This window comes from Weizmannia acidilactici (genome assembly GCF_008974185.1).
Lineage (GTDB): Bacteria > Bacillota > Bacilli > Bacillales > Bacillaceae_C > Weizmannia > Weizmannia acidilactici.
Genome location: NZ_BKZP01000036.1, coordinates 1 through 23258 on the forward strand (window position 1 = coordinate 1; position 23258 = coordinate 23258).

Genomic DNA, 23258 nt, shown 5'->3' on the forward strand with positions numbered 1-23258 from the left:
CAATGTAAGAAAATTCTGTCTATATCCATTTAAAGGTGTGAAAACTATTTAGGTGTGAATCAAATACCTATGAAATTTTGAGAATGAGTGAGATATCAAGAGATAATTGTACTATATTGAAGGAGGCATTGAAGATGAGTACAAATGATGAGCGCATGTTGTCCATGCTGATTTTTGTTTCCAGCCTTTTTACTACGGTTGTCGGTCCTCTATTGATTTGGCTGTTAAAAAAAGATTCTTCTGCATATGTTGATTATTATGGGAAAGAGTATTTCAATTTTTTAATTTCGTACACAGTATACGGATTTGCTGCGTCCCTTTTGATCGTCGTTTTAATCGGGTTTGTGCTTTTGCCGGTTGTCGGGCTGATGTATTTTATTTTTACAATTGTGGCCGCAATAAAAGCATATAACGGCGAAATGTACCGGATCCCGCTTATTTTCCGGCTGATCAAATAACCGGAAGTAGGCTTTTTTGTTTGGGGCACGTTTCTTGAAAGCAGCGGATTTTTATGCGATTCTAATAATTACAGTACAGTCTGAAAGGATAGATGCAAATGCTTTTAAACTGCGGCCTTGTTCTTGAAGGCGGCGGCATGCGCGGCGTTTATACAGCAGGCGTGCTTGAAAGTTTTTTGGAACATGGAATTGAATTTCCGTATGTTATCGGCGTTTCGGCCGGAGCCTGCAATGCTGCATCTTTTTTATCCAAACAAAAGGGGCGGAACCGGAAAGTCAATATCGACTTTATTCATGAAGAACGTTACTTATCATGGAAAAATTATATACGCAACCGGGAACTGTTCGGAATGGATTATGTTTTTGACGAAATTCCGAAAAAACATGTGCCTTTTGACTTTCAGGCGTTTGATGAAAACCCGTGCGAATTTGTGATCGGCACGACTGATTGCATGACAGGCAAGCCTGTTTATTTCACGCGCAAAGACTACAAAGGGAATCTCCTGCAAGTGCTCCGTGCTTCCAGTTCGCTGCCGCTTGCTGCGCCGATTGTTGAAATCGGCGGGCGCCCGCTTTTGGATGGCGGCCTGTCCGACCCGATCCCGATCAAAAAAGCGATACAGGACGGGTTCACCTATAATATCGTGATTTCAACCAGAAACCGGGGTTACCGGAAAAAACCGGCGAAATTTACTTTCTTCATTAAACGGAAATACCGTGCTTATCCGGGTGTTTATGAAGCGGTGAAAAAACGGGCCGGATTATATAATGAAACGGTTGAATTTATAGAAAATGAAGAAAGGGAAGGGCGGGTTTTTCTGATCTGCCCGCAGGAACCCCTGAAAGTAAAACGGATTGAAAAAAACGCTAAACGCCTGACGGAATTGTACGAGCAGGGGGTAAGGGATGGCGGCCGTATCATGGAACAGCTCATCAGTTGGGACACACGACTTAAAACCCATATGAAAGCAAGAGTGCGATAAGTATAAGGGGGACAAATCTTTTTCTCATGATTCTATGGCGCGCTTCATAAAATAGAATCAAGAAAAGATAATAGGAGATTCGGTATGGATCTGAAAAATTACTACGCGTCGATGTCGAAAATGTACTTCTATCAGACCGTTGTCCTTGCTAGCGGCCTGTCCGCTTTTTGCCTTATTCTGCTCTATATCGGACGCGGTGGGATATTTGATGCGGTGGTTTGGGCTGTATGGCTGTATATCCTCTATTTTTTTGCCCGCTATTTATACTATGGAAGAATTAAGGGGAAAATTTCCGCAGGCACCGGGTCGAATCGGGAAACATGGCCGGGCACCGGGAAATATGTGGTTCAGTTTCCACCCGGGACAAAGTTTGCGGTGCAGCTTTATGACGGCAGCGGGTATTGCAGGTGGCTGCTCGAAGAAAAAGCGTCAAGAAGGGGCGTAAAATATTTCCAGCTGCAAAGAAAGCTTGACGGGGGCGCGTTTTCCATCCGGATCCAACAGCGCAATCGAAAAGTAACAGTGGTGCTCTCCGGCTTTCAAATTTCTCTATACATGTTGGAAAACACGGGTAAACATATTTTTTTCGCCAATGGGAGCCAATCTGCTTCCATTCGGAAAAATGAAAACAATGAAATTGAATTTTACCGGAACGATAAACTTCTGGCTGTTGTTTCGCGCGGTATTATGCCGGTTGCGTGGCAGCAAATCTTTTCCGCAAATACCCCCGTGCTCCGTTTTTCCGGAAGCCTGGACGAAGAGGATCAGGTGCTCGCCATTGCCTTCTTGGCCTTTTTCTATGTGCATGATAAATATTTCGTGTAAAAAAATAACAAGGATGGTACAATTTTTGTAAGGAAGTTCGAAAGGGGGGCTGCACATGATTTCAATTACTGATGCGGCCATTGCATATTTGGAAGGCGAAGCCCCGCAGAAAGAAGCGGTGCTCAGGCTGCTTTACGATTCGGAAGGGTGCGGCTGCGGCACTGACGGCGTTCCGGTTCTCATGCTGACGGACAAGGACCATCTTGAAAAAAGTGAGCAAATGATGGAGACAAACGGTATGCCAGTTGCGATTGAAAAAAGCGATCTCATTTATTTTGGCGGGGATTTGACAATTGATTATGCCCCTGAAAGCAACACATTCGTGTTAAAAAGCTCTGATGAGATCTTGGGCAGAAATGTTCCGTTGATCAAGCCGCTCAAACAGCAAGAATAGAAGTAGAAAAGCGAGGAAATCAACCATGGAATTGAAACTGGTAAAATGCCACGGATCGGGCAATGATTTTTTAATCATCGATGAAACGGCTGTAGAAAATCCATTGACGGATACGATCCGCAAAGAAATGGCGTTGTCTTTTTGCAAGCGCAGTTCCGGACTCGGGGCGGACGGTTTGCTTTTTGTTTCTCAAAGCAAAGTAGCGGATGCAAAAATGCGGGTATTTAATGCGGACGGATCCGAAGCATCGATGTGCGGCAACGGCCTGCGTTGTGTCGCCCGCTATGTATCCGAAAAGCTTGGAAAAGATGATCTGTTAATTGAAACAATGAAGGCCAATTTGTATGCCAAAAAAGCGGAACCGCTGTTTGGCGGGATCCCGACATTCCGGGTGGAAATTTCGCCCGTTTTGTTCGGCCTCGATAAACTGCCGATGCGGATCGGGAAAGAGGTGCTGATCAATGAACAAGTGGAGGCATTATCGAAAGATTTGTCTTTTACGGCTGTTGCAGTGCCGAATCCGCATTTGATTTCGTTTGTCGGTAATGAAGTTTTCCATTCCGATAAGCAAAAAACTTTATCGGAATATGTAAACGGTCCGAATGAAATTTTTCCGGACGGCGTAAATGTCAGCTTCGTGAAACCGATCGGGAAAAACGGCTTGTATGTGCGGACGTTTGAACGCGGAGTCGGCTTTACGAACGCCTGCGGAACGGCAATGTCCGCTTCCAGTCTTGTCGCCTGCCTTTTAAGGATGCGGCCGTTTGAAGAGATGATCGAAGTATACAATAACGGCGGGAAAGTACGTTGCCTTGTCCACAAAATTGAAACGGGTGGCGATCCTGAGTTTAGCATTGATCTGATCGGCAATGCGACGTATTTGTATGGAGCTGTTGTTTCATTTGACGCAGAAAATCCGGCGAAATTTATGGTCCGGAGCAAAAAGGAATTCACTGAACAGGCACAGTATGAAAAACTTGAAGTCCATGCAAAAGAAGTAGTGGAGAAAGCTTTAGCTTAAAGAGCATGCCTCTTGGAAGGGGGCATGCTCTTTAAGTTTTGGCGCCCATTATCAGCGGACCGCCGATTTCTCTGGTAATTCCGCTGATTTAGGCAAAGTTTCCGCTGACATTTTGAGGGAAGCCGCTGATTTTGAAGCCAACGCCGATTTTTGAAAATTTCCTGTCGATTTCCCAAGGTTTTTCGCTGATTGAAGCAAAGAAATAGCCGATTTCCCGGTATTTCTCGCCGACTCAGCAGCGCTCACTCCCGAGTCCGCTATCGTTTTTTTTCAAAAAATCCAGTACCGGCGCAAAAGGCTGTTCCTTCTTGCAGGTAAAATAGCGGGCAAACGGGCAGCCGAATTTCTTCACGCGGTTCAGCACCGCTTCCATCGTAAACAGTTCAGGGGAAAGTTTTTCGCTGACTTCTTCCCATCTGAGCGGCGCCGACACCAGCGCATCTTCATGCCCGCGCATTGAATAAGGGGCAATGATCGTCTTTCCTTCGGCATGCTGGATGAAATCGACGTACAGTTTTCCACCCCGTTTTTTCTTCATCCGTTCAACCGTAAAACTTTCGGGAGCTTTTGCAATCAAATACGACGCCATAAATTCCGTAAATATCCGCGTATCTTTCCATGTAAAACGCCCCTCCTGCAGCGGGATATAAATTTGCAGCCCTTTATTTCCGGATATTTTGACAAAACTTTCGAAACCCAGTCCATCCAAAACATCTTTCAACAACAAAGCGGCTTTCACCGCCAAATGAAACTTGCTCCTGGAAGGGGGATCCAAATCAAACACAATTTCGCTGACAAAACGGCTTTTTACAACTTGATACGGAATATGGTACTCCACCGCCAGCTGGTTTGCAAGCCACATCAGCGTTTTTAAATCATTGCAAACAATATAACGGATCCCGTCGTGCATGGCCGTTTCCACGAAAGCGGGCGCATAATCCGGGCAATTTTTTTGGTAAAACGCTTCGCCGAAAACGCCGTGCGGATATCGGATCACTGTCAAAAGCCTGCCGGAAAGGAATGGAAGCATGAAAGGGGATATTTCCCGCATATAAAAAAGATAATCCAATTTGGATACCGGACGTTTTTCCCAAAGCGGCTTTTCCGGATGCGTGACCGCCACTTCTTCCGGTATCGCTGCCTGCTGGAGGCGGAAACGTTCATATGTACACTCATCCGGCGCAAGGTCAAAACGGAACCGGTGGAAATGCGGTTCGCGCAGCTGCACGCCGTCCCATTCCAAGTAAAAAAGCTCCAAACAAATGGCGGGGTGGATCGTATACACGCCGTTTTTTTCATTTGCAGCATTTTTTTTAATCGCTGCGGTGAGCACCTGCTTTTCTTCCGAACTCATGCTGAAAAGAAACAGCCCGAGCGGAAAAATTTCCGAATTTCTGAATACCGCCACATGATAGTATCCGTTGTTTCCGTCATAAGCAGTAATAAAACAGGCAGCCGTTTTCCAATTTTTGATTTTGATCCAGGTCTCAACCCTTTTTCCCGCTTCCCATTTACTATTTGTTTGTTTTGCGACAATCCCTTCGCTGTTAAAATCTTTCATCGTTTGGATAAGCTGCTGGGCTTCCGGAGCATAAGGAATCAATTGCAAAAGCTCCGTTTTCCCGGGATCGGGGGACAGCGGCAGTTCCAGGTTTTGGAAAAAATTTTCCAATGTTTCTTTTCTGTGCATATACGTTTTTCCGGTGAAGTCAGCACCGTCCAGCATCAGCAAATCAAATGCTAAGAAACGGGCAGGGCGTATGGCAGCAGCTTGTTTGATTTTTGCCGTTGACTTCATTCTTCCCCGGCTCTGCAGTTCCCCGAAGTTCGCTTTGAAAGGATTTTCCAAAAGGGCGAGTTCACCGTCGAGCCGCAATGGAAGCCGCTTTTTCACTATATTTTCGATGCTTTGTAAAAAGTCACGGATCTCCGGGAACTGCGGCAGCAAATCCTTCTCATTCCGGCTCCATAAATGCATCCCCCCATCATCCCATTCCAGGATGGCGCGGAAGCCGTCGTATTTGATTTCATATGCCCAGTTTCCTATATTGGGAAGTTCCCACTTTAAAGTCGGGAGCATTGGTTTCATTTTTCTCCGCCCCTCCTTGTTTTTCCAAAACTTGATGTACATAGACCGGTTAAATTCTACATATATTATCTTCAAAAAGTGAGGCGTTTCATTCATGCATACAATTTGGAAAGGCACGATCAGCTTCGGCCTTGTCAACATCCCGATTAAGCTCCATGCCGCCACGGAAGATAAAGACATTAAATTGCGGTCGCTGCATAAAAAATGCCATTCACCGATCCAATATGAAAAAATCTGCCCGGTCTGCGGCGAAGAAGTAGAAGCCGGGGATATAGTCAAAGGCTATGAGATCACAAAAGGAAAATTTGTCGTGCTCGAGCAGGACAAATTGGAAGATTTGCGGAAAACAACGGAAGAAAAAGCGGTTGAAATTATGGATTTCATTGACATGCGCGAAATTGACCCGATTTATTTCAACCGCAGCTACTATATGTCCCCGAACGAGGGCGGTGTCAAAGCATACGGTTTATTGCGGAAAGCGCTGACCGAATCGAAAAAAGTCGGTTTGGCGCGTATTGTCATGCGTTCCAAAGAGCAGCTGGCGGTCATCCGTGTATTTGAAAATACACTGCTGATGGAAACGATCCATTATCCGGATGAAGTGCGGAATTCGGCCGATGTTCCAAATGTACCCGCCGACGATGAAGTGTCAAAAAAAGAAATCGAAACTGCCATTTTGCTGATTGATCAGCTGACAACTTCATTTGAGCCGGAAAAATATACGGATGAATACCGATCAAGCCTCATGGAACTGATTGAATCCAAGCGTACTGGCAAGGACCTTGTCACCGCCAAAGTGAAGGTACCGGAAAATAACGTCACCGATTTAATGGCGGCGCTTCAGGCATCCATCGACAGGACACAGCCAGCGAAAAAAATGGCAAAAAGAACAAAAAAGCCGGCGGCGAAAACAAAAGCAAAAGAAGCATAACTTTTCGGGGGATATTTGGCCGCAGCCCGAAATATATTGAAATGTGTCGACAATTTTATTTGCCGGAATGCCTCCAATATGGTAAGTTATTTCATATTGGAGGTTTAAGATGAAGAATCAGGCAATTCTAAAAATTATTTTGATCTTATTGGTACTATCCCTGTGTACATGGATTTTTTTTGAAATCGCCGATAATTTCAACAAGGCGGAGATCCGGAATTTTGACCTCCCGATTATTTCGTTTGTCCAGGGATTTATATCCGATCATATGACGAGCGTGATGCTTGCCATTACCTTTTTAGGGTCTGTCCAGGGTGCTGCATCGATTACCCTCATATTTGTGCTTATTCTCTGGATAAAAAAATACCGTACGCTCAGCATTTACCTTGCTGTATCCGTCGCGTTGGGGGCAGGGGTGTTCAACAGGATTTTAAAATACATATTTAAACGCCAGCGTCCCGATATTATGCGTGTCATCCAGGAAACAGGTTACAGCTTTCCGAGCGGGCATTCCATGGGCTCTATGATTTTATTCGGCTGCCTTGTTTTTATCCTGTTCCGCGTGGCCAAAAAGCAGTGGAGCAAATTTGCCGGAACGCTGTTTGTCATGTTCATTGTATTGAATATTGGCATCAGCCGCATTTATTTGGGGGTGCATTACCCGAGCGACGTAGTCGGAGGCTATGCTGCCGGCCTGATATGGGTGATTTTGTCAGCGATGGCACTTATGCTGTTTGAAAGAAAGTTTAAGTTGTAATACAATAGGGTGAGATTAAAGATTGCCGCCCTGCTTAAAAGGAAGGGACATTTTTGGATCCCCGGAGCGGCGGAAAAACAGCCGGTTTTTGGACGGGCTGTTCCTAATGTTGGAAAAGCAGTTTCGCAATTTGGCTTGCTTTTTTTTAAAATTGTATTAAAATATGTTGGTGCGAAAGTTTACAGTAACGGTTTTGAATTGCTGCCTACAGTCAATTTGCCGATTGGGAGGTAAAACTCGATGAAGATGCCGATTAACAAGATTAAAAGTTTGCTAAATCGAAAGTATGCCTTGTACTTTCTTACGGTTTTATTATTTTGGATCAAAACATACATTGTATATAGAGCGGAATTCAACCTCGGCCTGCAAAACGGCATGCAGCATTTCCTCTTGGTGATCAATCCGATCAGTTCCGCACTGTTCTTTTTTGCGCTTGCCCTCTTTTTTAAGGGCCGTGCAAGGCTTATCGCGATAACAGCCATTGATTTGCTGTTATCTATCTTGCTTTATGCGAATGTTTGCTATTACCGTTTCTTTAACGATTTTATCACGCTGCCGGTTTTGTTCCAGACAAAAAACTTCGGGGATATCGGCGGTAGTGCCGTTGCATTGATGAGGCCGTATGATATTTTCTATTTCTTTGATACGATTATGATCGCGGCTTTGATCATTTCAAAGGTTGTAAAAATTGACCGGGAAAAAATCAACCGCCGTTCGATTGCCGGGCTTTTGATAGCGGCCGTGGCGTTTTTCGTCTTTAATCTCGGGCTTGCCGAGGCGGACCGCCCGCAGCTTTTGACGAGAACATTTGACCGCAATTATATTGTGAAATACCTTGGCATGTACAATTACACGATTTACGATGCCATCCAAACGACAAAATCGTCCGCACAAAGGGCAATGGCGGATTCCAGCGATGTTAGTGATGTCGAAAACTATGTCAAAGCGAACTACACCGAGCCGAACAGCAAATATTTCGGTGCCGCGAAAGGCATGAATGTCATTTATATTTCTTTGGAATCTTTTCAGAATTTCCTGATTAATTATAAATTGGACGGGAAAGAGGTTACACCGTTTTTAAACTCTCTGACCAAAGATAAAAACACAATCTACTTTGATAACTTCTTCCATCAAACCGGCCAGGGAAAAACATCTGATGCTGAGTTCATGATGGAAAACTCGCTGTTCCCGCTGCCGACGGGCTCAGTATTTACAACAAAAGCACAAAATACGTACCAGGCTGCGCCGGCCATTCTCGGCGAAAGGGGCTATACGACTGCGGTTTTCCATGGAAACTACAAGACATTCTGGAACCGCGACGAAATGTATAAATCTTTTGGCTATGACCGTTTCTTTGATGCAAAATATTATGATATGAGCGACGAAAACACGATTAACTACGGAATGAAAGACAAACCGTGGTTTAAAGAATCGATGCCTTATTTGACCAGCTTGCCGCAGCCTTTCTATGCGAAGTTCATTACGCTTTCGAACCACTTCCCGTTTATACTGGACGATAAGGATATTGACTTCCCGAAAGGCAATTTCGGCGATAAAACGGTTGATAACTATTTCCAGACTGCCCACTATTTGGACGAAGCACTGCGCCAGTTCTTCACGTATTTGAAGCAATCCGGGCTGTATGACCATACGGTAATTATCATGTACGGGGATCACTACGGCATTTCCGAAAACCATAATGCCGCGATGGCGAAGGTGCTCGGCGTTCCTGAAATTACGCCGTACATTAACGCGCAGCTGCAAAGGGTGCCGCTCTTTATCCATATTCCTGGTGTAAAAGGCGGTGTAAACCATACGTACGGCGGCGAAATCGACGTCATGCCTACCGTTATGCATCTGCTTGGTGTGGATACGAAAGATTACATCCAATTTGGATCTGATTTGCTGTCGAATAATCATCGCCAAGTAGTTGCATTCCGCAATGGCGACTTTGTCACAAATAAATATACGCAAGTATCCGGCACGCTGTACAATACGGCTACAGGCGAGAAAGTCAATGCAAAACTCGGCAAAAAAGATGAACAGATCGTGAAAGAAGAATTGAATCTGTCTGATAAAGTTGTATATGACGACCTGCTCCGTTTTTATAAGCCGAAAGGATTTACAGCGGTCAACCGCAACGATTTTGACTATACAAAAGACCAGAAAGATATGAGTGGACTGCCGAGAACAAAAGCGGCTGCAACGAAAAAAAGCAACAGTAAATAAAAAATCATCCCGGGGTTCCGCAGCCGGGATGATTTTTTTTAATCCATCTTTTCCAGCGCCTCCAAAGCATCCTGTAAATCGTAAACAGGTTGCTGGCATGCAAAATGTTCGCATAAAAACAGCACGAACGGTTTTTCTTTTTCAGTTTTATCCGCCCAAAACGGACGCGGATCCAGCGGGTCGGCTTCTATTAGACAGTCAAAAGGTAAGAAACGGCGGATGAAACTTTTTTTAAAACGCGCCCTGTCCTGTTCCGACGAGCCGGTAATGACGATTTCCCTGCCCCCTGCGGCAATCCCCATTAAACTTTGCAGCATAAACAAAAAACTGCCCGGATATTGTTCGATATCTTCTTGAAAACACGCCAATATGGTTTTGGCTTTCTCCGCGTAGGACATTTCCCCGGTGTATTTGGAAAGCCGCCAAAGCATGACAGCTGCAACACTGTTACCGGACGGAAGGGCATCGTCAAACGCCTGTTTTTGGCGTAACAGCAAAGCTTCACTGCTTTTGCCGGTGAAAAAGAAGCCGCCGTTTTCATGATCCCAAAATGAATCAAACATGATTTCGCAAAAATCCATGGCACGGTTGAGATGGCGGGGATCCTGTACGGCATCATACAGTTCGAGATACGCCCAAAGCAAGTATGCATAATCATCCAGATAAGCCGGATAACGGACATCCCCATCCCTGTAGCGGACATGCAGTTTGCCATCTACCCAAAGCCGGGACTCTATAAAAGCGAGCGCTTTTTGTGCCATATCTAGCATCTCCGGTTCCTGGAAAGCACGTGATGCCTTTGCAAGAGAGGCAATCATCAGGGCGTTCCATGCAGTTAAAATTTTGTCGTCCAAATGCGGATATACCCTTTTCCCACGTGCACGCCGCAATACTTCCCTGCTTTCCGAAAGCAAATGTTTCAGCTCCCTGACACTGCGGCCAAATGAAGCGGCAATATTTTGGAAATTTGTTCCAATCAAATTTGGTATATTTTTTCCTTCAAAGTTTCCGGCTTCCGTGATGTTATAGGCCTTGCAAAAAATTTCAGCGGCTTCGTGCCCCAGTAGCATAAAAATGTCTTCTTTCCCCCATATATAATACTTGCCTTCCTCGCCTTCGCTGTCCGCATCAATGGCTGAATAAAAAACGCCGGTTTCATCCAGCATCTCGCGCCGGAGAAAAGCGGTTAATGTGAGCGCGGTTTCTTTCCATTGATCTTCCTTTGTGATCATATACATTTCGGCAAGCACGTATAACATGAGCGCCTGGTCATATAACATTTTTTCAAAATGGGGCACAAGCCATTCCCTGTCAGTGGAATAACGGGCAAAACCGCCGCCAATATGGTCCCATATGCCGCCGGAGATCATCGCTTTCATCGATTTCTCCGTCATGTGCAGCGCCTTTTCTTCTCCTTGAAGAGACGCATACCGCATCAAAAACATAAACTGATGCGGCATCGGGAATTTCGGCGCCTGCCCGAAGCCCCCAAATTCGTCATCAAACGATGCCTCAAGCTGCCGGTAAGCGTCATGGGCCACTTCCAGAACGGGGCCCGTCCCGCTTTCTGTTTGCGACTTTTGTTTGAGCGCTTCCGTTATTTTTTCCGCGTAAGACGCGAGTTCCCCCTGCTTTTGCTGGTATAATTGTTGGAGCCGCGCAAGGACATCAAGGAAACCCGGATGGCCGTACCTGCTGTACTTTGGGAAATAAGTGCCGGCGTAAAAAGGCTTTTGGTCCGGTGTCAAAAAAACGTTCAAGGGCCAGCCGCCGTGCCCGATCAGCATCTGGCACACGTTCATGTAAATGGAATCAATATCAGGCCTTTCTTCACGGTCCACTTTAATGGATACAAACGACTCATTCAGCTTTTTTGCCACTTCTTCATCTTCAAAACATTCCCTTTTCATTACGTGACACCAGTGGCAGGTCGAATAGCCGATTGACACGAAAACCGGCTTGTTTTCGCGTTTTGCCTTCGTAAATGCCTCTTTGCCCCATGGATACCAGTCAACAGGATTATATGTGTGCTGAAGCAGGTAAGGGGATTTTTCGCCGATTAATCGGTTGGGCTTTTTGTTTTCAAGCAATTCATCACCTTCTTTCTCATTCTCCATCCTCAGTTTACCCGAAACCAGGAAATGTAACAATGAATAGACTGTTTGAAACAAGTTCTTTATGAATGCCGGTTGCCAGCCTAAAATGGAATTAAAATTCAAGAAAATATGGCAGATGGGGTGGAAAATGGAAACGATAAACATCAAAACACCGGCATCCATCATGCAACCCGGTTGCAATGGGAGCACGTGCAATCGGCGGTTGAATGTGAAGAGGCACAAACGAACAGGAATCAGCCAGAACGATTCAAAAAGCGGTTGATATAGGTATCAATGTGGTCGATATGGCTCCTGCATACGGTTTCGGCCGCTCCGAAGAGATTGTTGGGAAGGCAATCCGCGAAACCGGTAAACGTACCGATATGTTTGATTTTTACTTTTGATGTTGGCAAATTTCCGAGACTGCTGCGGGAAAAGTGAGCCTAGCGAGACCTCTCGCGCTGTGGTACGAGCGATTCGTGCTGAAAGCGGGTGAATTTCGCGATCATCAACACCGCAGTTAACTAAGCCTTGCATAAAAAAGGGGTACCCCGGGGCGATTGGGGTAACCCTTTTAATTATGTCGGGGAAGGCGCTTGCGAACGGGCTCTGTCCGGTTTTACAGCAGCAAATGTGAGCCCGGCTGCCACGAGGCAAAAAACGGACATGATCAAAAGGCTGAAGACCACCTGCCCTTTCATAAAATACGCCATAAATAACGGGCCCGCCGCAACCCCGATGTAGCGCATTGAACTGTAAATAGAGCTGATGGTACCCCTGATCTCTTTTTGAATGGATTGGTTGATAAGTGCATCCAAGGCCGGCAGGGAAGCCCCAATCCCAATCCCGCAAACAAGAAAAACCCCCATTAAATAGAAAAAGCTGTTGGAAAACGCAATCGAAAGCACCGAGGTCCCAATGACAAGCACGCTTGAAAAAATAATCCATTTCATCAGCACCATATTTTCTTTAATGATTTTTCCGGTTATAAAAGATGACAAGCATAAGGCAGCCAGTGGAACGGCCAGAACAAAGCCTTTTTTAACGCCATGGTAATGGAATTGCTCTTCCAAATTGGAAGAAAGGTAAAAAAGGACGGCAAATAAAATAAACATGACAATGGCTCCGATCGCAAACACAGCAGCAAGCCACCGCCAGTGGATACGGAAAACTTCTCTTGTATTATGCAAGAATTCTTTTACATTCGGACCCTGTTTTTCGTTGGCTGGCCTTTTCACAAGAAACAAGACCGACAAAATGGAGATCAGGCAAAATATGGGAATGGCCGCAAAAGGCAGGAACCAAATGAAGCCCGCCAAAAGCGAACCGAGAATCGGGCTTAACACTTTTCCAAACGTGTTGGCTGTTTCGATAATGCCAAGCGTTGCGCTGACATCGCGGTCGCGGTGGAACATATCTCCGACAAGAGGCAAAACGATTGGCGCTGCGCCCGCTGTCCCCACGCCCTGCAAAGTCCTGCCGATCAAAATAAAAGGATACGGATTTTTCATTTGCCATGCTGCATAAGCCGATAATGCACCACCGGCAGCTGTAATCATTAAAGAGGGGATAATGACCATTTTCCTTCCATAACGGTCCGACAAAAAGCCTGCAACCGGAATGAGAATAATGGCCACAATCGAATAAAACGTAATAATATAGCTCGATTGGACTTTGGAGATGTCCAGTTTGTCTTCCATCATGGGCAGGACAGGGATCAGCATGGAGTTCCCTAACGTCATAATAAGCGGAATAGAAGAAAGCGCAACAATCGCCCAGCGTTTTTGATGGATCTCATTACTCTTGTCGGATAAAGGGGTATGCGTTGTGATCTGTTCCATTTCCTATAATTCCTTTCTTCATGTCTATACTGCACTCTTTACTATTTACTAATTCGAAATATTTATGAATGCAAAAGGCTGAAATAAGAAACGTACCAAAAGTCAATAAAATTTATGGTGAACGTCATTCGTTGACGGCCGGTTTCTTATCAGTAGAAGGGTCGGCGGTTGCCAGATCTTTTCTTGGCATGCTTGTGGTTACTCGGGCGCTGGATGGATTGACAGTGTTATTTCCCGCAATCTTTGATATTTTACTTGCTCCACATATCCAGCAGCGTTTTATCTTTTAAAAAGGAAAACTTTTTTAACAAATACATCCCATCATTTTTCTCATCAAATTTTAACAAACTGTTCATACCATTTTCTTTTTTCTAGGCTAGTATACAAGAAAATGCATTTTCTATGTTTTTTCTCCCCACCGGAAATGTGCCGGTCTCAGCCATGCATTGCCATGAATTTGCCCTTTTGCAATTTCTATGCCTGTGGCTATAATAGGTACAGCAGGAAAGATATATGGCCGGCTGAGCGAAGAAATACGAGGGGGAATCGAAATGAAACGTGTACTTTTAGTAGAAGATGAAAAAAATTTAGCCCGTTTTATCGAATTGGAGTTAAAACACGAAGGTTATGAGGTAAAAGTTGCTTATGACGGGCGTGAAGGGCTGCAGGTAGCTTTGGATGAGAATTGGGACGTCATCCTGCTTGATTTGATGCTGCCAAAGCTGAACGGCCTGGAAGTATGCCGACGCCTCCGCCAAGAAAAAGAAACGCCGATTATTATGATCACTGCCCGCGACAGCATTATGGACAGGGTTTCAGGGCTTGACCACGGCGCGGATGATTATGTCGTGAAGCCGTTTGCGATCGAAGAGCTGCTCGCCAGGCTGCGGGCAATCTTCAGGAGGATAGAATACACGGAACCGAAAACGGCGGCCCTGACAACGTATAAGTTCCGCGACCTCGTTTTAGAAAAAGAAAGCCGGCTCGTGAAAAAAGGCGGAAAAATCATTGACTTGACAAAGCGCGAGTACGATCTGCTGCTTGCGCTATTGGAAAATAAAAATATCGTCATGACCCGGGAAGCCCTGCTGAATAAAGTCTGGGGTTACGAAACCGAAGTGGAAACCAATGTCGTGGATGTCTACATCCGCTATTTGCGTAACAAGATTGATACAGATGGCGAGGACAGTTATATTCAGACGGTAAGAGGAACGGGATATGTGATGCGTGAATGAATGATGTGAGATTTTGGCTGCAGAAAAGTTCACTGAAAGTCAAATGGTCTGTCGGGGCGAGCGTTGCCATTTTTTTAACCTTTCTTATATTCGGTTTTCTGCAATATACCTTAATCAGTAGATGGCTGCTGCATGAGGAAGCCGCCTCGGTCTCGCAGGTGCTGGATGACTTAAATGACAGGGGGCAAAATATTGATGATATTTTGTCCAACCGCTCCCTTTTCCAGCAAGTGCTTGAAAAAGACCAGTCGATCCGAATTCTGGATGCAAGCGGCAAGGAGATGCTCGTGGTAAAAAGCATTCATTCCACGAACGCGAAAGTGCCGTTTGTTCCGGTGAATGAGAAAAGAGTGAGCTTAATTCAGGCGGACGACGACAAAATTTTAGTCGGAAGGAGCCCTTTCCACTCCCCGGCATTTGACGGTTACATAGAAGTGATTTATCCGCTGTACAGGTATGAAAAATTAATGCGGAATGTGCTGTTTGTCATGATGATCGCCGGCTGTGTCGGGCTTTTGCTTAGCGCTTTTCTCGGGTTTATGATGGCAAAAAATTTTTTGAAGCCGCTGAAAAAACTTTCATCCACCATGCAAAGCATCCGCAAAAAAGGTTTCCATGAAAGGATGGAACCAAGTGCTTCAAAGGACGAAATGGGCGAACTGACCAATATCTTTAACGACATGATGGACCAGATTGAACAATCGTTCCGGCAACAGAAACGCTTCGTCGAAGATGCTTCCCATGAATTGAGGACACCGGTCCAAGTGATGGAGGGGCATTTGAATTTATTAAACCGGTGGGGTAAAAACGACCCGGCCATCCTGGAAGAGTCGCTTCAGGCGTCGCTGCAGGAATTGAGACGGATGAAAAAATTGGTGGAAGAACTGCTTGATCTGTCCCGTGCGGAAGAAAGTAAAATCATGGAGAATGAGGAAAAAGCGGATTTGGTGGCCGTCATCGAAAGGGTGGTCCGAAATTTCAAAATGATCCATGAAAATTTTGAATTTACATTTCAATATGACCCAAAGCATGACTATGAAATCCGAATGAGCGAGAACCATCTCGAGCAAGTGCTAATTATCGTGATGGATAATGCCATTAAGTATTCCGATTCAATCGCCAAAGTGGATATCGGCCTCAAAATAGGGCATGGAACGGCCATTTTGACAATCAAGGATTACGGCATCGGCATTCCCAAAGAAGATTTGCCGCATATTTTTCACCGGTTTTACCGCGTTGACAAAGCGAGAAGCCGCGCAAAAGGCGGAAACGGCCTTGGCCTTGCTATCGCCAAACAATTGGTGGAAGGGTACTCCGGTACGATTGAAGCAGACAGCACGGTCGGCCGTGGAACGGAAATACGGTTCGTTTTCCCGCTTTACACGCAGCCAAAAACATAGTTGCCAAAAAAGAGAGTTTCAACAAAAGAAACTTTCTTTTTTTATTGCACTGATCCAGACCTGCGATGTTCGTTTTACATCCGGACGGCACTGCACGGTCCCCTGCTTTTGCCGAAGCGTTCCGGATTCATTTTCCAAATTTAAAAATCAATGCCTACTTCCGTAATTTCATTTTCGGCTTTCTTGATGAAGCGGATTTCGAGAATGCCGTCGCGGTATTTTGCGGCTGTTCCTTTCCGCAGCACCGGGGATGGCAGCGGAATTACACGTTCTTCCCCCTGTTCCGGAATGTTTTTTAATATCGCCTTGTGGGAAGTGTGGAGAATCTTCAACTGGCTGAGCCACGTTTTTTCACGGATGGGGACTCGGATAAAAATAAAATCAAAGGTTTCAAAAACTTCCATTTCAGAAGAAAAGGAGCTGCCGCCCGTGGCCGGTTGCTGCCCGTGTTCCCCTTGGCCTTTTAAAGCGCCGCTCCATTGTTTCCATTGGGATAGGGCTTGTTTCATTTGTTCGTCCATGTGCGGAAGCGGGATGTTTTTCATCAGCTGGGACATCTCTTCATTAAAGGGGAACATATTCCACGGGAACATATTTCTGCTCCTTTCACCAATGGATGATACTATAATTTATGCCGCTCCATCCAATCCGGTGAGGTGATGCAGGCTGTACAGGGCAGGGGAAAATGCGACTGAATCACTATTCATGCAAATTTTTAAAAATTGGAGTTTTTAACTTTATCTATTACGTTTACAGTGATAAAATTGTGGTTGTAAGCGTTATAGATTACAAAATTCTCTATCGTTACATAATTTCATTATTTCTGTTTGGCCTCACTGTACAGCAAATGGAAAACAAATGAAAATGAAAAGGCATAAAGAAGGGCTGGAGGTTTATCAAAATGAGTGCAACAACAGCAAAGGGATTTTGGGAAAGTTTTTCAGGGCCAAATCTTGGTTATGTCATGGATTTGTATGAACAGTACTTGGAAGATCCGGACAGCGTAGAGGAAGAGGCGAGAAAAGTTTTTGACCAATGGGGTGCGCCTGCCGTTCCTGAAAGCGGTGAAACAACGCAGGGCCAGGCGGATATCTCTTTCCAACTGCCGGCAAATCCGACGATTTTCAGCAAGATGATCGCTGCTGTAAAATTGGCGGACAATATCCGCACGTTCGGGCACTTGGCGGCGGATATCAACCCGCTCCATAAGCCTGAGGTGCATGTAAGGCGGATCGAACTGAACGAATTTGATTTAACCGAAGAAGATCTGAAAAAAGTGCCAGCATCCTTTATCTGCCCGGATGCGCCAGAAAGGGTGAAAAACGGGCTTGATGCCATTAATTATTTGAAAGAAGTCTATACAAAAAAAGTAGCATTCGAATTCGATCACATCCATGAGCTGGAAGAAAAGCACTGGCTGCAAAGGACGGTTGAATCCGGCAGTTTCTTCCGGAAATTAAGCAAAGAAAAAAAAATCGATATTTTAAAACGGCTAATCAATGTGGAAGGCTTTGAAAAATTTATTCACCGCACCTTTGTCGGGCAAAAACGCTTCTCGATTGAAGGTTTGGATGCGCTCGTCCCGCTAATGGAGCAAATGATTATTGCCGCGGTCAAATCGGGCGTAAAAACTGTGAATATCGGAATGGCGCACAGGGGGCGGCTCAATGTCCTTGCACATATCCTCGAAAAGCCTTATGAACTGATTTTTGCGGAATTTAAACACGCTTCCAATAAAGATTTAATTCCTTCAGAAGGGTCCATTGGGATTACGTATGGATGGACAGGTGATGTGAAATATCATCTTGGCGCGGACAGGAAAGGGAGAAACGGCAGCCCGATCAGTGCGCGCATCGTGCTGGCGAACAACCCGAGCCACCTGGAAGTTGCAAACCCGGTTGTCGAAGGGTATACACGTGCAGCGCAGGATAACCGGAATAAAGCAGGTTACCCGGAACAGGACCCTTACCATTCGTTTGCAATTCTCGTCCACGGCGATGCCGCTTTTGCAGGCCAGGGGATTGTCGCTGAAACGCTCAACATGAGCAAGCTGAAAGGTTTTGGGACGGGCGGCACCATCCATATTATTGCCAATAACAATATCGGGTTTACAACAGAAACTTATGATTCCAGATCGACCAGATATGCTTCTGATCCGGCAAAAGGTTACGAAGTGCCGATCATCCATGTCAATGCGGATGACCCGGAAGCATGTGTACAGGCTGCGCTGTTTGCATATGCATACCGTGAACGGTTCCATAAGGATTTCGTCATCGATTTAGTCGGGTACCGCCGCTACGGGCACAACGAAATGGATGAACCGATGGCGACCAACCCAATGATGTACAAACTGGTGCATCAACACCCGACAGTCAAGGAGATTTACGGGGAACGTCTCGTAAAAGAAGGCATTGTGACATCCGATGATGTGAAAGAGCTGGACAACGCCGTCCAGAAAAAACTGCAGGCCGCTTACGATAAAGTGCCGAACGGCGAAGAAGAACCGGATACGGCAATGGAACCGCCTGAAATCGTCAAAAAAGGTTATTTGAGCGTTAAAACCGGTGTCCCGGAAGAAGAACTGAGGGAATTGAACACCGAACTGCTTGCTTGGCCGGAAAATTTCCATGTATTTAAAAAATTGGCCAGAATTTTAAAACGCCGTGAGCATGTTTTTGACGGCCAGGGGAAAATTGATTGGGCGCATGCCGAAGCATTGGCGTTTGCTTCCATTTTAAAAGACGGCGTCCCAATCCGCTTTACCGGCCAAGATACACAGCGTGGCACATTTGCACAGCGGAACCTTGTCCTGCATGATGAAGAAACAGGCGAAGAGTTTATCCCGCACCATCATTTGTCCGGTGTCAGCGCATCATTTGCGATTTACAACAGCCCGCTGACAGAAGCCGGCGTTGTAGGGTTTGAATACGGCTACAATGTCTTTTCGCCGGATACGCTCGTCATTTGGGAAGCGCAATTCGGGGATTTTGCCAATATGGCCCAGGTAATGTTTGACCAGTTTATTTCATCTGGCAGGGCAAAATGGGGACAGAAATCTGGGCTTGTCATGCTGCTTCCGCACGGATACGAAGGCCAGGGTCCGGAACACTCGAGCGGCAGAACGGAACGCTTTTTGCAGCTGGCCGCGGAAAACAACTGGACGGTGGCGAATGTTTCGACAGCCGGCCAATATTTCCATATTTTGAGAAGGCAAGCAAAATGGCTGACAAAAGAAGAAATCCGCCCGCTTGTCCTGATGACGCCGAAGAGCCTGCTCCGCCATCCGCTCGCATCTGTAGAGCCGTCTGTTCTGGCTAACGGTAAATTCCACACGGTGCTGGAACAGCCGGGCTTGGGAAAAAATGCGGATACGGTGGAAAGAATCATCCTTTGCAGCGGAAAAGTTGCGGTTGATTTGGAAGAAAAAATGAATAGCACAGAAAAAACCGATTGGCTCCATGTTTTAAGAGTGGAACAAGTTTATCCGTTCCCAGAAGAGGAAATCAAGGCGGTATTTTCACGCTTCAAAAATGTAAAAGAAATTGTCTGGCTGCAGGAAGAACCGAAAAATATGGCTTCATGGTTTTATGTTGAACCTTACCTCAGGAAGCTGGCGCCTGAGGGTGCGGAAGTCAAATATATCGGCCGGCCGAGAAGATCGAGCCCGTCCGAAGGAGATCCGGTTGTCCATAAAAAAGAACAAAACAGAATTCTTTCTGAAGCAATTACCCGTGCGTAAAGGGAAACCCGCTCCGCGCGCCCACCCGGCGGGCGGGGGCTTCGATATGCACAAAAACTGTATATGTATGAAGGTAGCTTTTCACGGGTGGCCATGGAAATGCCTGTTATGCCCGGTAAAAGCGAACATATATAAGCTATTTCTTAAAAAATATATAATGGTTAATCATGAAAGGGAGGACAACGTTGTGGCTGAAATTAAAGTGCCTGAACTAGCAGAATCAATCACGGAGGGAACCATCGCGCAATGGTTGAAACACCCGGGGGACCATGTTGACAAAGGCGAATATATCGTGGAGCTGGAAACAGATAAAGTAAACGTCGAAGTGATTTCGGAAGAAGAAGGCGTGATCCAGTCCGTTCTGTTTGAAGAAGGGGATACAGTGCAAGTTGGCGATGTCATCGCAATAGTCGGAGAAGGGGCAGGGGAAGGCAGCGCGCCGCAAGCTGCCGCACCGCAACCAGAAAAACCGGCGTCTGCGAAAAAAGCAGAACCGGACCGGCCAGCACCTCAGGCCCAGGAGCCGTCACAGGAAGAGAAAAAGGAACGCCCGATTGCTTCTCCGGCAGCCCGCAAACTGGCCCGGGAAAAAGGCATCGACTTATCGAAAGTTCCGACTGTTGATCCGCTCGGCAGGGTAAGAAAACAAGATATCGATGTTTACGATCCGTCGGCTAAACCGGGAAAAGCGGCGGAACCGGAAAAACCGGCGGCTCCCCAAGCAGCTGCACCTCAGGAAACAGGCAAACCGGTTGAAAGGATTCGCATGTCCCGACGCCGCCAAACGATTGCTAAACGCCTTGTTGAAGTCACGCAGACAACTGCAATGCTGACGACATTCAATGAGATTGACATGACGGCTGTGATGGACTTACGAAAACGCAAAAAAGAGCAGTTTGCTCAAGAACATGATATCCGCCTCGGCTTTATGTCATTCTTTACGAAAGCCGTTGTCGCGGCATTGAAGAAATATCCGTATGTCAATGCTGAAATCCAGGGCAATGAGCTACTGTTGAAAAAATACTATGATATCGGAATTGCAGTATCAACAGATGAAGGGCTCGTCGTGCCGGTTGTCCGCGACTGCGACCGTAAAAACTTTGCGGAAATTGAAGCCGATATTGCGGCGTTTGCATCGAAAGCGCGCGAAAACAAACTTGCTTTGAGCGATCTGCAGGGCGGAACGTTTACCATTACAAACGGCGGTGTCTTTGGCTCGTTATTCTCAACGCCGATTATCAACGGTACGCAGGTCGGTATCCTTGGTATGCACAGTATCCAAAAACGCCCGGTTGCCGTGGACGGTGAACGGATTGAAATCCGCCCGATGATGTATGTGGCCCTTTCTTACGACCACCGTGTCATTGACGGGAAAGATGCTGTTGGTTTCTTAAAAACGGTAAAAACTTTGATTGAAAATCCGGAAGACTTGCTGCTCGAATCTTAATCCAAATTGAATCAGAAAAAGCATCGGTTTTTCCGATGCTTTTTCTTTTGGCTGTTCCGTTTATGGATTGGCAATCCAAACGCTTTTGACTTCCGTATAGTTTTCCAAAGCGTATGAACCCATTTCGCGCCCAATGCCTGATTGTTTATAACCGCCAAAAGGAGAAGCCGCATCAAATACGTTGTAGCAGTTTACCCAGACCGTACCAGCACGGAGGCGGTTCGCGATATAATGTGCATTGGCTACATTTTGCGTCCAAACGCCTGCAGCTAGCCCGTAATCGCTGTTATTGGCGCGTTCAATTACTTCATCGAGGCTTTCATAAGGCATTGCCGCAATGACCGGGCCAAAAATTTCTTCTTTTGCAATGGTCATCTCATCACGGACATCGGCAAAAATGGTCGGTTCTACAAAATAGCCTTCTTCACGCGTTTTTTTCCCGCCGGTGACGATTTCCGCGCCTTCCGCAATCCCTTTTTCAATATAATTCAGCACCCTTTCCTGCTGTTCATCCGAAACAAGCGGCCCCATTTCGGTATCCCGGCTGAGCCCGAATCCCTGTTTAATCGATTGGGCATGTGTAGCCATATCGGCGACGACATTGTCAAAATGTTTCTTTTGGATAAAGACGCGCGAACCTGCGCAGCATACCTGGCCCTGGTTGAACATAACACCGTTCAATGCACCCGGAATGGCTTTCGTTAAGTCCGCATCAGGCAAAATGATATTCGGCGATTTTCCGCCCAACTCAAGCGTCACCCGTTTTAATGTTTTGGATGCATTGGCCATAATCAGCTTTCCGACTTCCGTGGAACCGGTAAAAGCAATTTTATCCACAAGCGGGTGGTCTACCAATGCGGCACCGGCCGTTTCCCCGAAACCCGGTACGATATTGACGACCCCATCCGGGAATCCGGCTTCATCCACGAGCTGCGCCAAATACAGTGCAGACAGCGGAGTCTGCTCGGCAGGCTTCAATACAATCGTACAGCCTGTTGCGAGTGCTGCGCCCATTTTCCACATGGCCATCAGCAGAGGGAAGTTCCAAGGGATGATTTGCCCGACAACCCCAACCGGCTCATGGCGGGTATAGTTAAAGTAAGAGCCGTTTACAGGAATCGTTTGGCCGGTAATCTTTGTTGCCCAGCCTGCATAATACCGCATATGCTCGATCGAAAGCGGAATATCCGCGTTTGCCGTTTCGCGGATCGGCTTCCCGTTATCGAGCGTTTCCAGCTGCGCCAAAGCTTCTTTGTGTTCTTCCATGAGGTCAGCCAATTTGTACATTAACCGGCTTCTTTCTGCAGGATTCATCCGCGACCACGTCCCGTTGTCAAAAGCTTTCCGTGCGGCTTTTACGGCGCGGTCGATATCCTCTTGATCTGCTTCGTAAACAGTTGCCAGCGTTTCCCCGGTCGCAGGGTTCGGCGTATCAAAAGTTTTACCGGATACGCTCTCAACAAACTGCCCGTTGATATACATTTTTTTCTTGCCCTGCAGGAATTTCTGAACTCTTTCGTCCAACTGCACGGTTAATTGTTCCATCGCAATCCCTCCATATAAATTGTTTTAAAAAGGCGCAGGGGTATCCCTGTTCCTTTTTTCTAAAGCTTTTGCGCGTTAAGGGTGCCTTGATATCATGCTGTAAAACCCGCTAAACTTGTCAGCGCTTACATAAATATTCTACTAAAAACGAAAAAAATATGCAATACAAATATTTCGAAAATTTAAACCGTATTAAGTGAAAAAACGAGTATTTCCGACAAAAACTACTATTTATTAATTGCACAACATCCTGTTATTTATTTTGTCT

17 protein-coding genes and 1 pseudogene are annotated in these 23258 nt (G+C 46.0%); 13 read left to right on the forward strand and 5 right to left on the reverse strand.

Features of this window, described 5'->3' with window-relative positions; all coding sequences use genetic code 11:
* Positions 1-134: 134 nt before the first annotated feature.
* From BpJC4_RS13405 to dapF, 5 genes are all read left to right on the forward strand, one after another.
* Positions 135-458: a DUF4870 domain-containing protein gene (locus BpJC4_RS13405; RefSeq protein ID WP_151698025.1), complete on the forward strand. Its 324-nt coding sequence runs from the start codon at positions 135-137 to the stop codon at positions 456-458.
* A 98-nt stretch (positions 459-556) separates the two neighbouring features.
* The gene (locus BpJC4_RS13410) at positions 557-1441 is read left to right on the forward strand and encodes a patatin-like phospholipase family protein (protein WP_151681449.1); all 885 of its coding nucleotides are present in this window, start codon (positions 557-559) and stop codon (positions 1439-1441) included.
* An 84-nt stretch (positions 1442-1525) separates the two neighbouring features.
* Positions 1526-2266 carry a hypothetical protein gene (locus BpJC4_RS13415; protein WP_151698026.1) on the forward strand — a complete coding sequence of 247 codons (741 nt, stop codon included), beginning with the start codon at positions 1526-1528 and terminating at the stop codon, positions 2264-2266.
* A 55-nt stretch (positions 2267-2321) separates the two neighbouring features.
* A complete protein-coding gene (locus BpJC4_RS13420) occupies positions 2322-2660 on the forward strand; it encodes an iron-sulfur cluster biosynthesis family protein (RefSeq protein WP_151681447.1) in 339 nt (112 codons plus the stop codon).
* A 25-nt stretch (positions 2661-2685) separates the two neighbouring features.
* Complete coding sequence (gene dapF / locus BpJC4_RS13425) at positions 2686-3681, forward strand: diaminopimelate epimerase (protein WP_151698027.1); 996 nt, start codon at positions 2686-2688, stop codon at positions 3679-3681.
* 232 nt (positions 3682-3913) lie between these two features.
* Here the strand turns inward: dapF and BpJC4_RS13430 are convergent, their stop codons facing one another.
* On the reverse strand, positions 3914-5770 hold the full coding sequence (locus BpJC4_RS13430; protein ID WP_151698028.1) for a DNA ligase D: 1857 nt from the start codon (positions 5768-5770) through the stop codon (positions 3914-3916).
* Between the two features lie 94 nt (positions 5771-5864).
* On the opposite strand from BpJC4_RS13430, the gene ku reads away from it, so the two are divergent.
* From ku to ltaS, 3 genes are all read left to right on the forward strand, one after another.
* Complete coding sequence (gene ku / locus BpJC4_RS13435) at positions 5865-6701, forward strand: non-homologous end joining protein Ku (protein ID WP_151681444.1); 837 nt, start codon at positions 5865-5867, stop codon at positions 6699-6701.
* A gap of 109 nt (positions 6702-6810) precedes the next feature.
* Positions 6811-7458, forward strand: coding sequence for a phosphatase PAP2 family protein (locus tag BpJC4_RS13440; RefSeq protein WP_151698029.1), 648 nt, complete (start codon positions 6811-6813; stop codon positions 7456-7458).
* Between the two features lie 240 nt (positions 7459-7698).
* The gene (gene ltaS / locus BpJC4_RS13445) at positions 7699-9687 is read left to right on the forward strand and encodes a lipoteichoic acid synthase (protein ID WP_151698030.1); all 1989 of its coding nucleotides are present in this window, start codon (positions 7699-7701) and stop codon (positions 9685-9687) included.
* Between the two features lie 38 nt (positions 9688-9725).
* On the opposite strand, the gene BpJC4_RS13450 is transcribed toward ltaS, so the two are convergent.
* The gene (locus BpJC4_RS13450; protein WP_151698031.1) at positions 9726-11804 is read right to left on the reverse strand and encodes a thioredoxin domain-containing protein; all 2079 of its coding nucleotides are present in this window, start codon (positions 11802-11804) and stop codon (positions 9726-9728) included.
* A gap of 215 nt (positions 11805-12019) precedes the next feature.
* Here BpJC4_RS13450 and BpJC4_RS17165 point away from each other — a divergent pair.
* Positions 12020-12160, forward strand: a pseudogene (locus BpJC4_RS17165) (aldo/keto reductase); the annotation flags it as partial.
* Between the two features lie 201 nt (positions 12161-12361).
* Here BpJC4_RS17165 and BpJC4_RS13460 read toward each other — a convergent pair.
* Positions 12362-13624: an MFS transporter gene (locus BpJC4_RS13460; protein ID WP_151698032.1), complete on the reverse strand. Its 1263-nt coding sequence runs from the start codon at positions 13622-13624 to the stop codon at positions 12362-12364.
* A gap of 551 nt (positions 13625-14175) precedes the next feature.
* On the opposite strand from BpJC4_RS13460, the gene BpJC4_RS13470 reads away from it, so the two are divergent.
* Both BpJC4_RS13470 and BpJC4_RS13475 read left to right on the forward strand, forming a co-directional pair.
* Entirely contained in the window at positions 14176-14859 is a 684-nt protein-coding gene (locus tag BpJC4_RS13470) for a response regulator transcription factor (protein ID WP_151681439.1), read from the forward strand.
* Entirely contained in the window at positions 14856-16259 is a 1404-nt protein-coding gene (locus tag BpJC4_RS13475; protein ID WP_151681438.1) for a HAMP domain-containing histidine kinase, read from the forward strand. Before BpJC4_RS13470 ends, BpJC4_RS13475 begins: the two co-directional genes overlap by 4 nt.
* A 140-nt stretch (positions 16260-16399) precedes the next feature.
* Here BpJC4_RS13475 and BpJC4_RS13480 read toward each other — a convergent pair whose 3' ends face one another.
* Positions 16400-16852, reverse strand: a complete 453-nt coding sequence (locus BpJC4_RS13480; RefSeq protein ID WP_151681437.1) for an Hsp20/alpha crystallin family protein — start codon at positions 16850-16852, stop codon at positions 16400-16402.
* Between the two features lie 308 nt (positions 16853-17160).
* Here BpJC4_RS13480 and BpJC4_RS13485 point away from each other — a divergent pair, with 308 nt between their 5' ends.
* Both BpJC4_RS13485 and odhB read left to right on the forward strand, forming a co-directional pair.
* A complete protein-coding gene (locus BpJC4_RS13485; protein ID WP_151698034.1) occupies positions 17161-19998 on the forward strand; it encodes a 2-oxoglutarate dehydrogenase E1 component in 2838 nt (945 codons plus the stop codon).
* 187 nt (positions 19999-20185) lie between these two features.
* Positions 20186-21445 (forward strand): 2-oxoglutarate dehydrogenase complex dihydrolipoyllysine-residue succinyltransferase, encoded by a 1260-nt coding sequence (gene odhB / locus BpJC4_RS13490; protein ID WP_151681435.1) that lies wholly within the window; start codon positions 20186-20188, stop codon positions 21443-21445.
* A 60-nt stretch (positions 21446-21505) separates the two neighbouring features.
* On the opposite strand, the gene BpJC4_RS13495 is transcribed toward odhB, so the two are convergent.
* Positions 21506-22990 carry an aldehyde dehydrogenase family protein gene (locus BpJC4_RS13495; protein WP_151698035.1) on the reverse strand — a complete coding sequence of 495 codons (1485 nt, stop codon included), beginning with the start codon at positions 22988-22990 and terminating at the stop codon, positions 21506-21508.
* Positions 22991-23258: the final 268 nt, after the last annotated feature.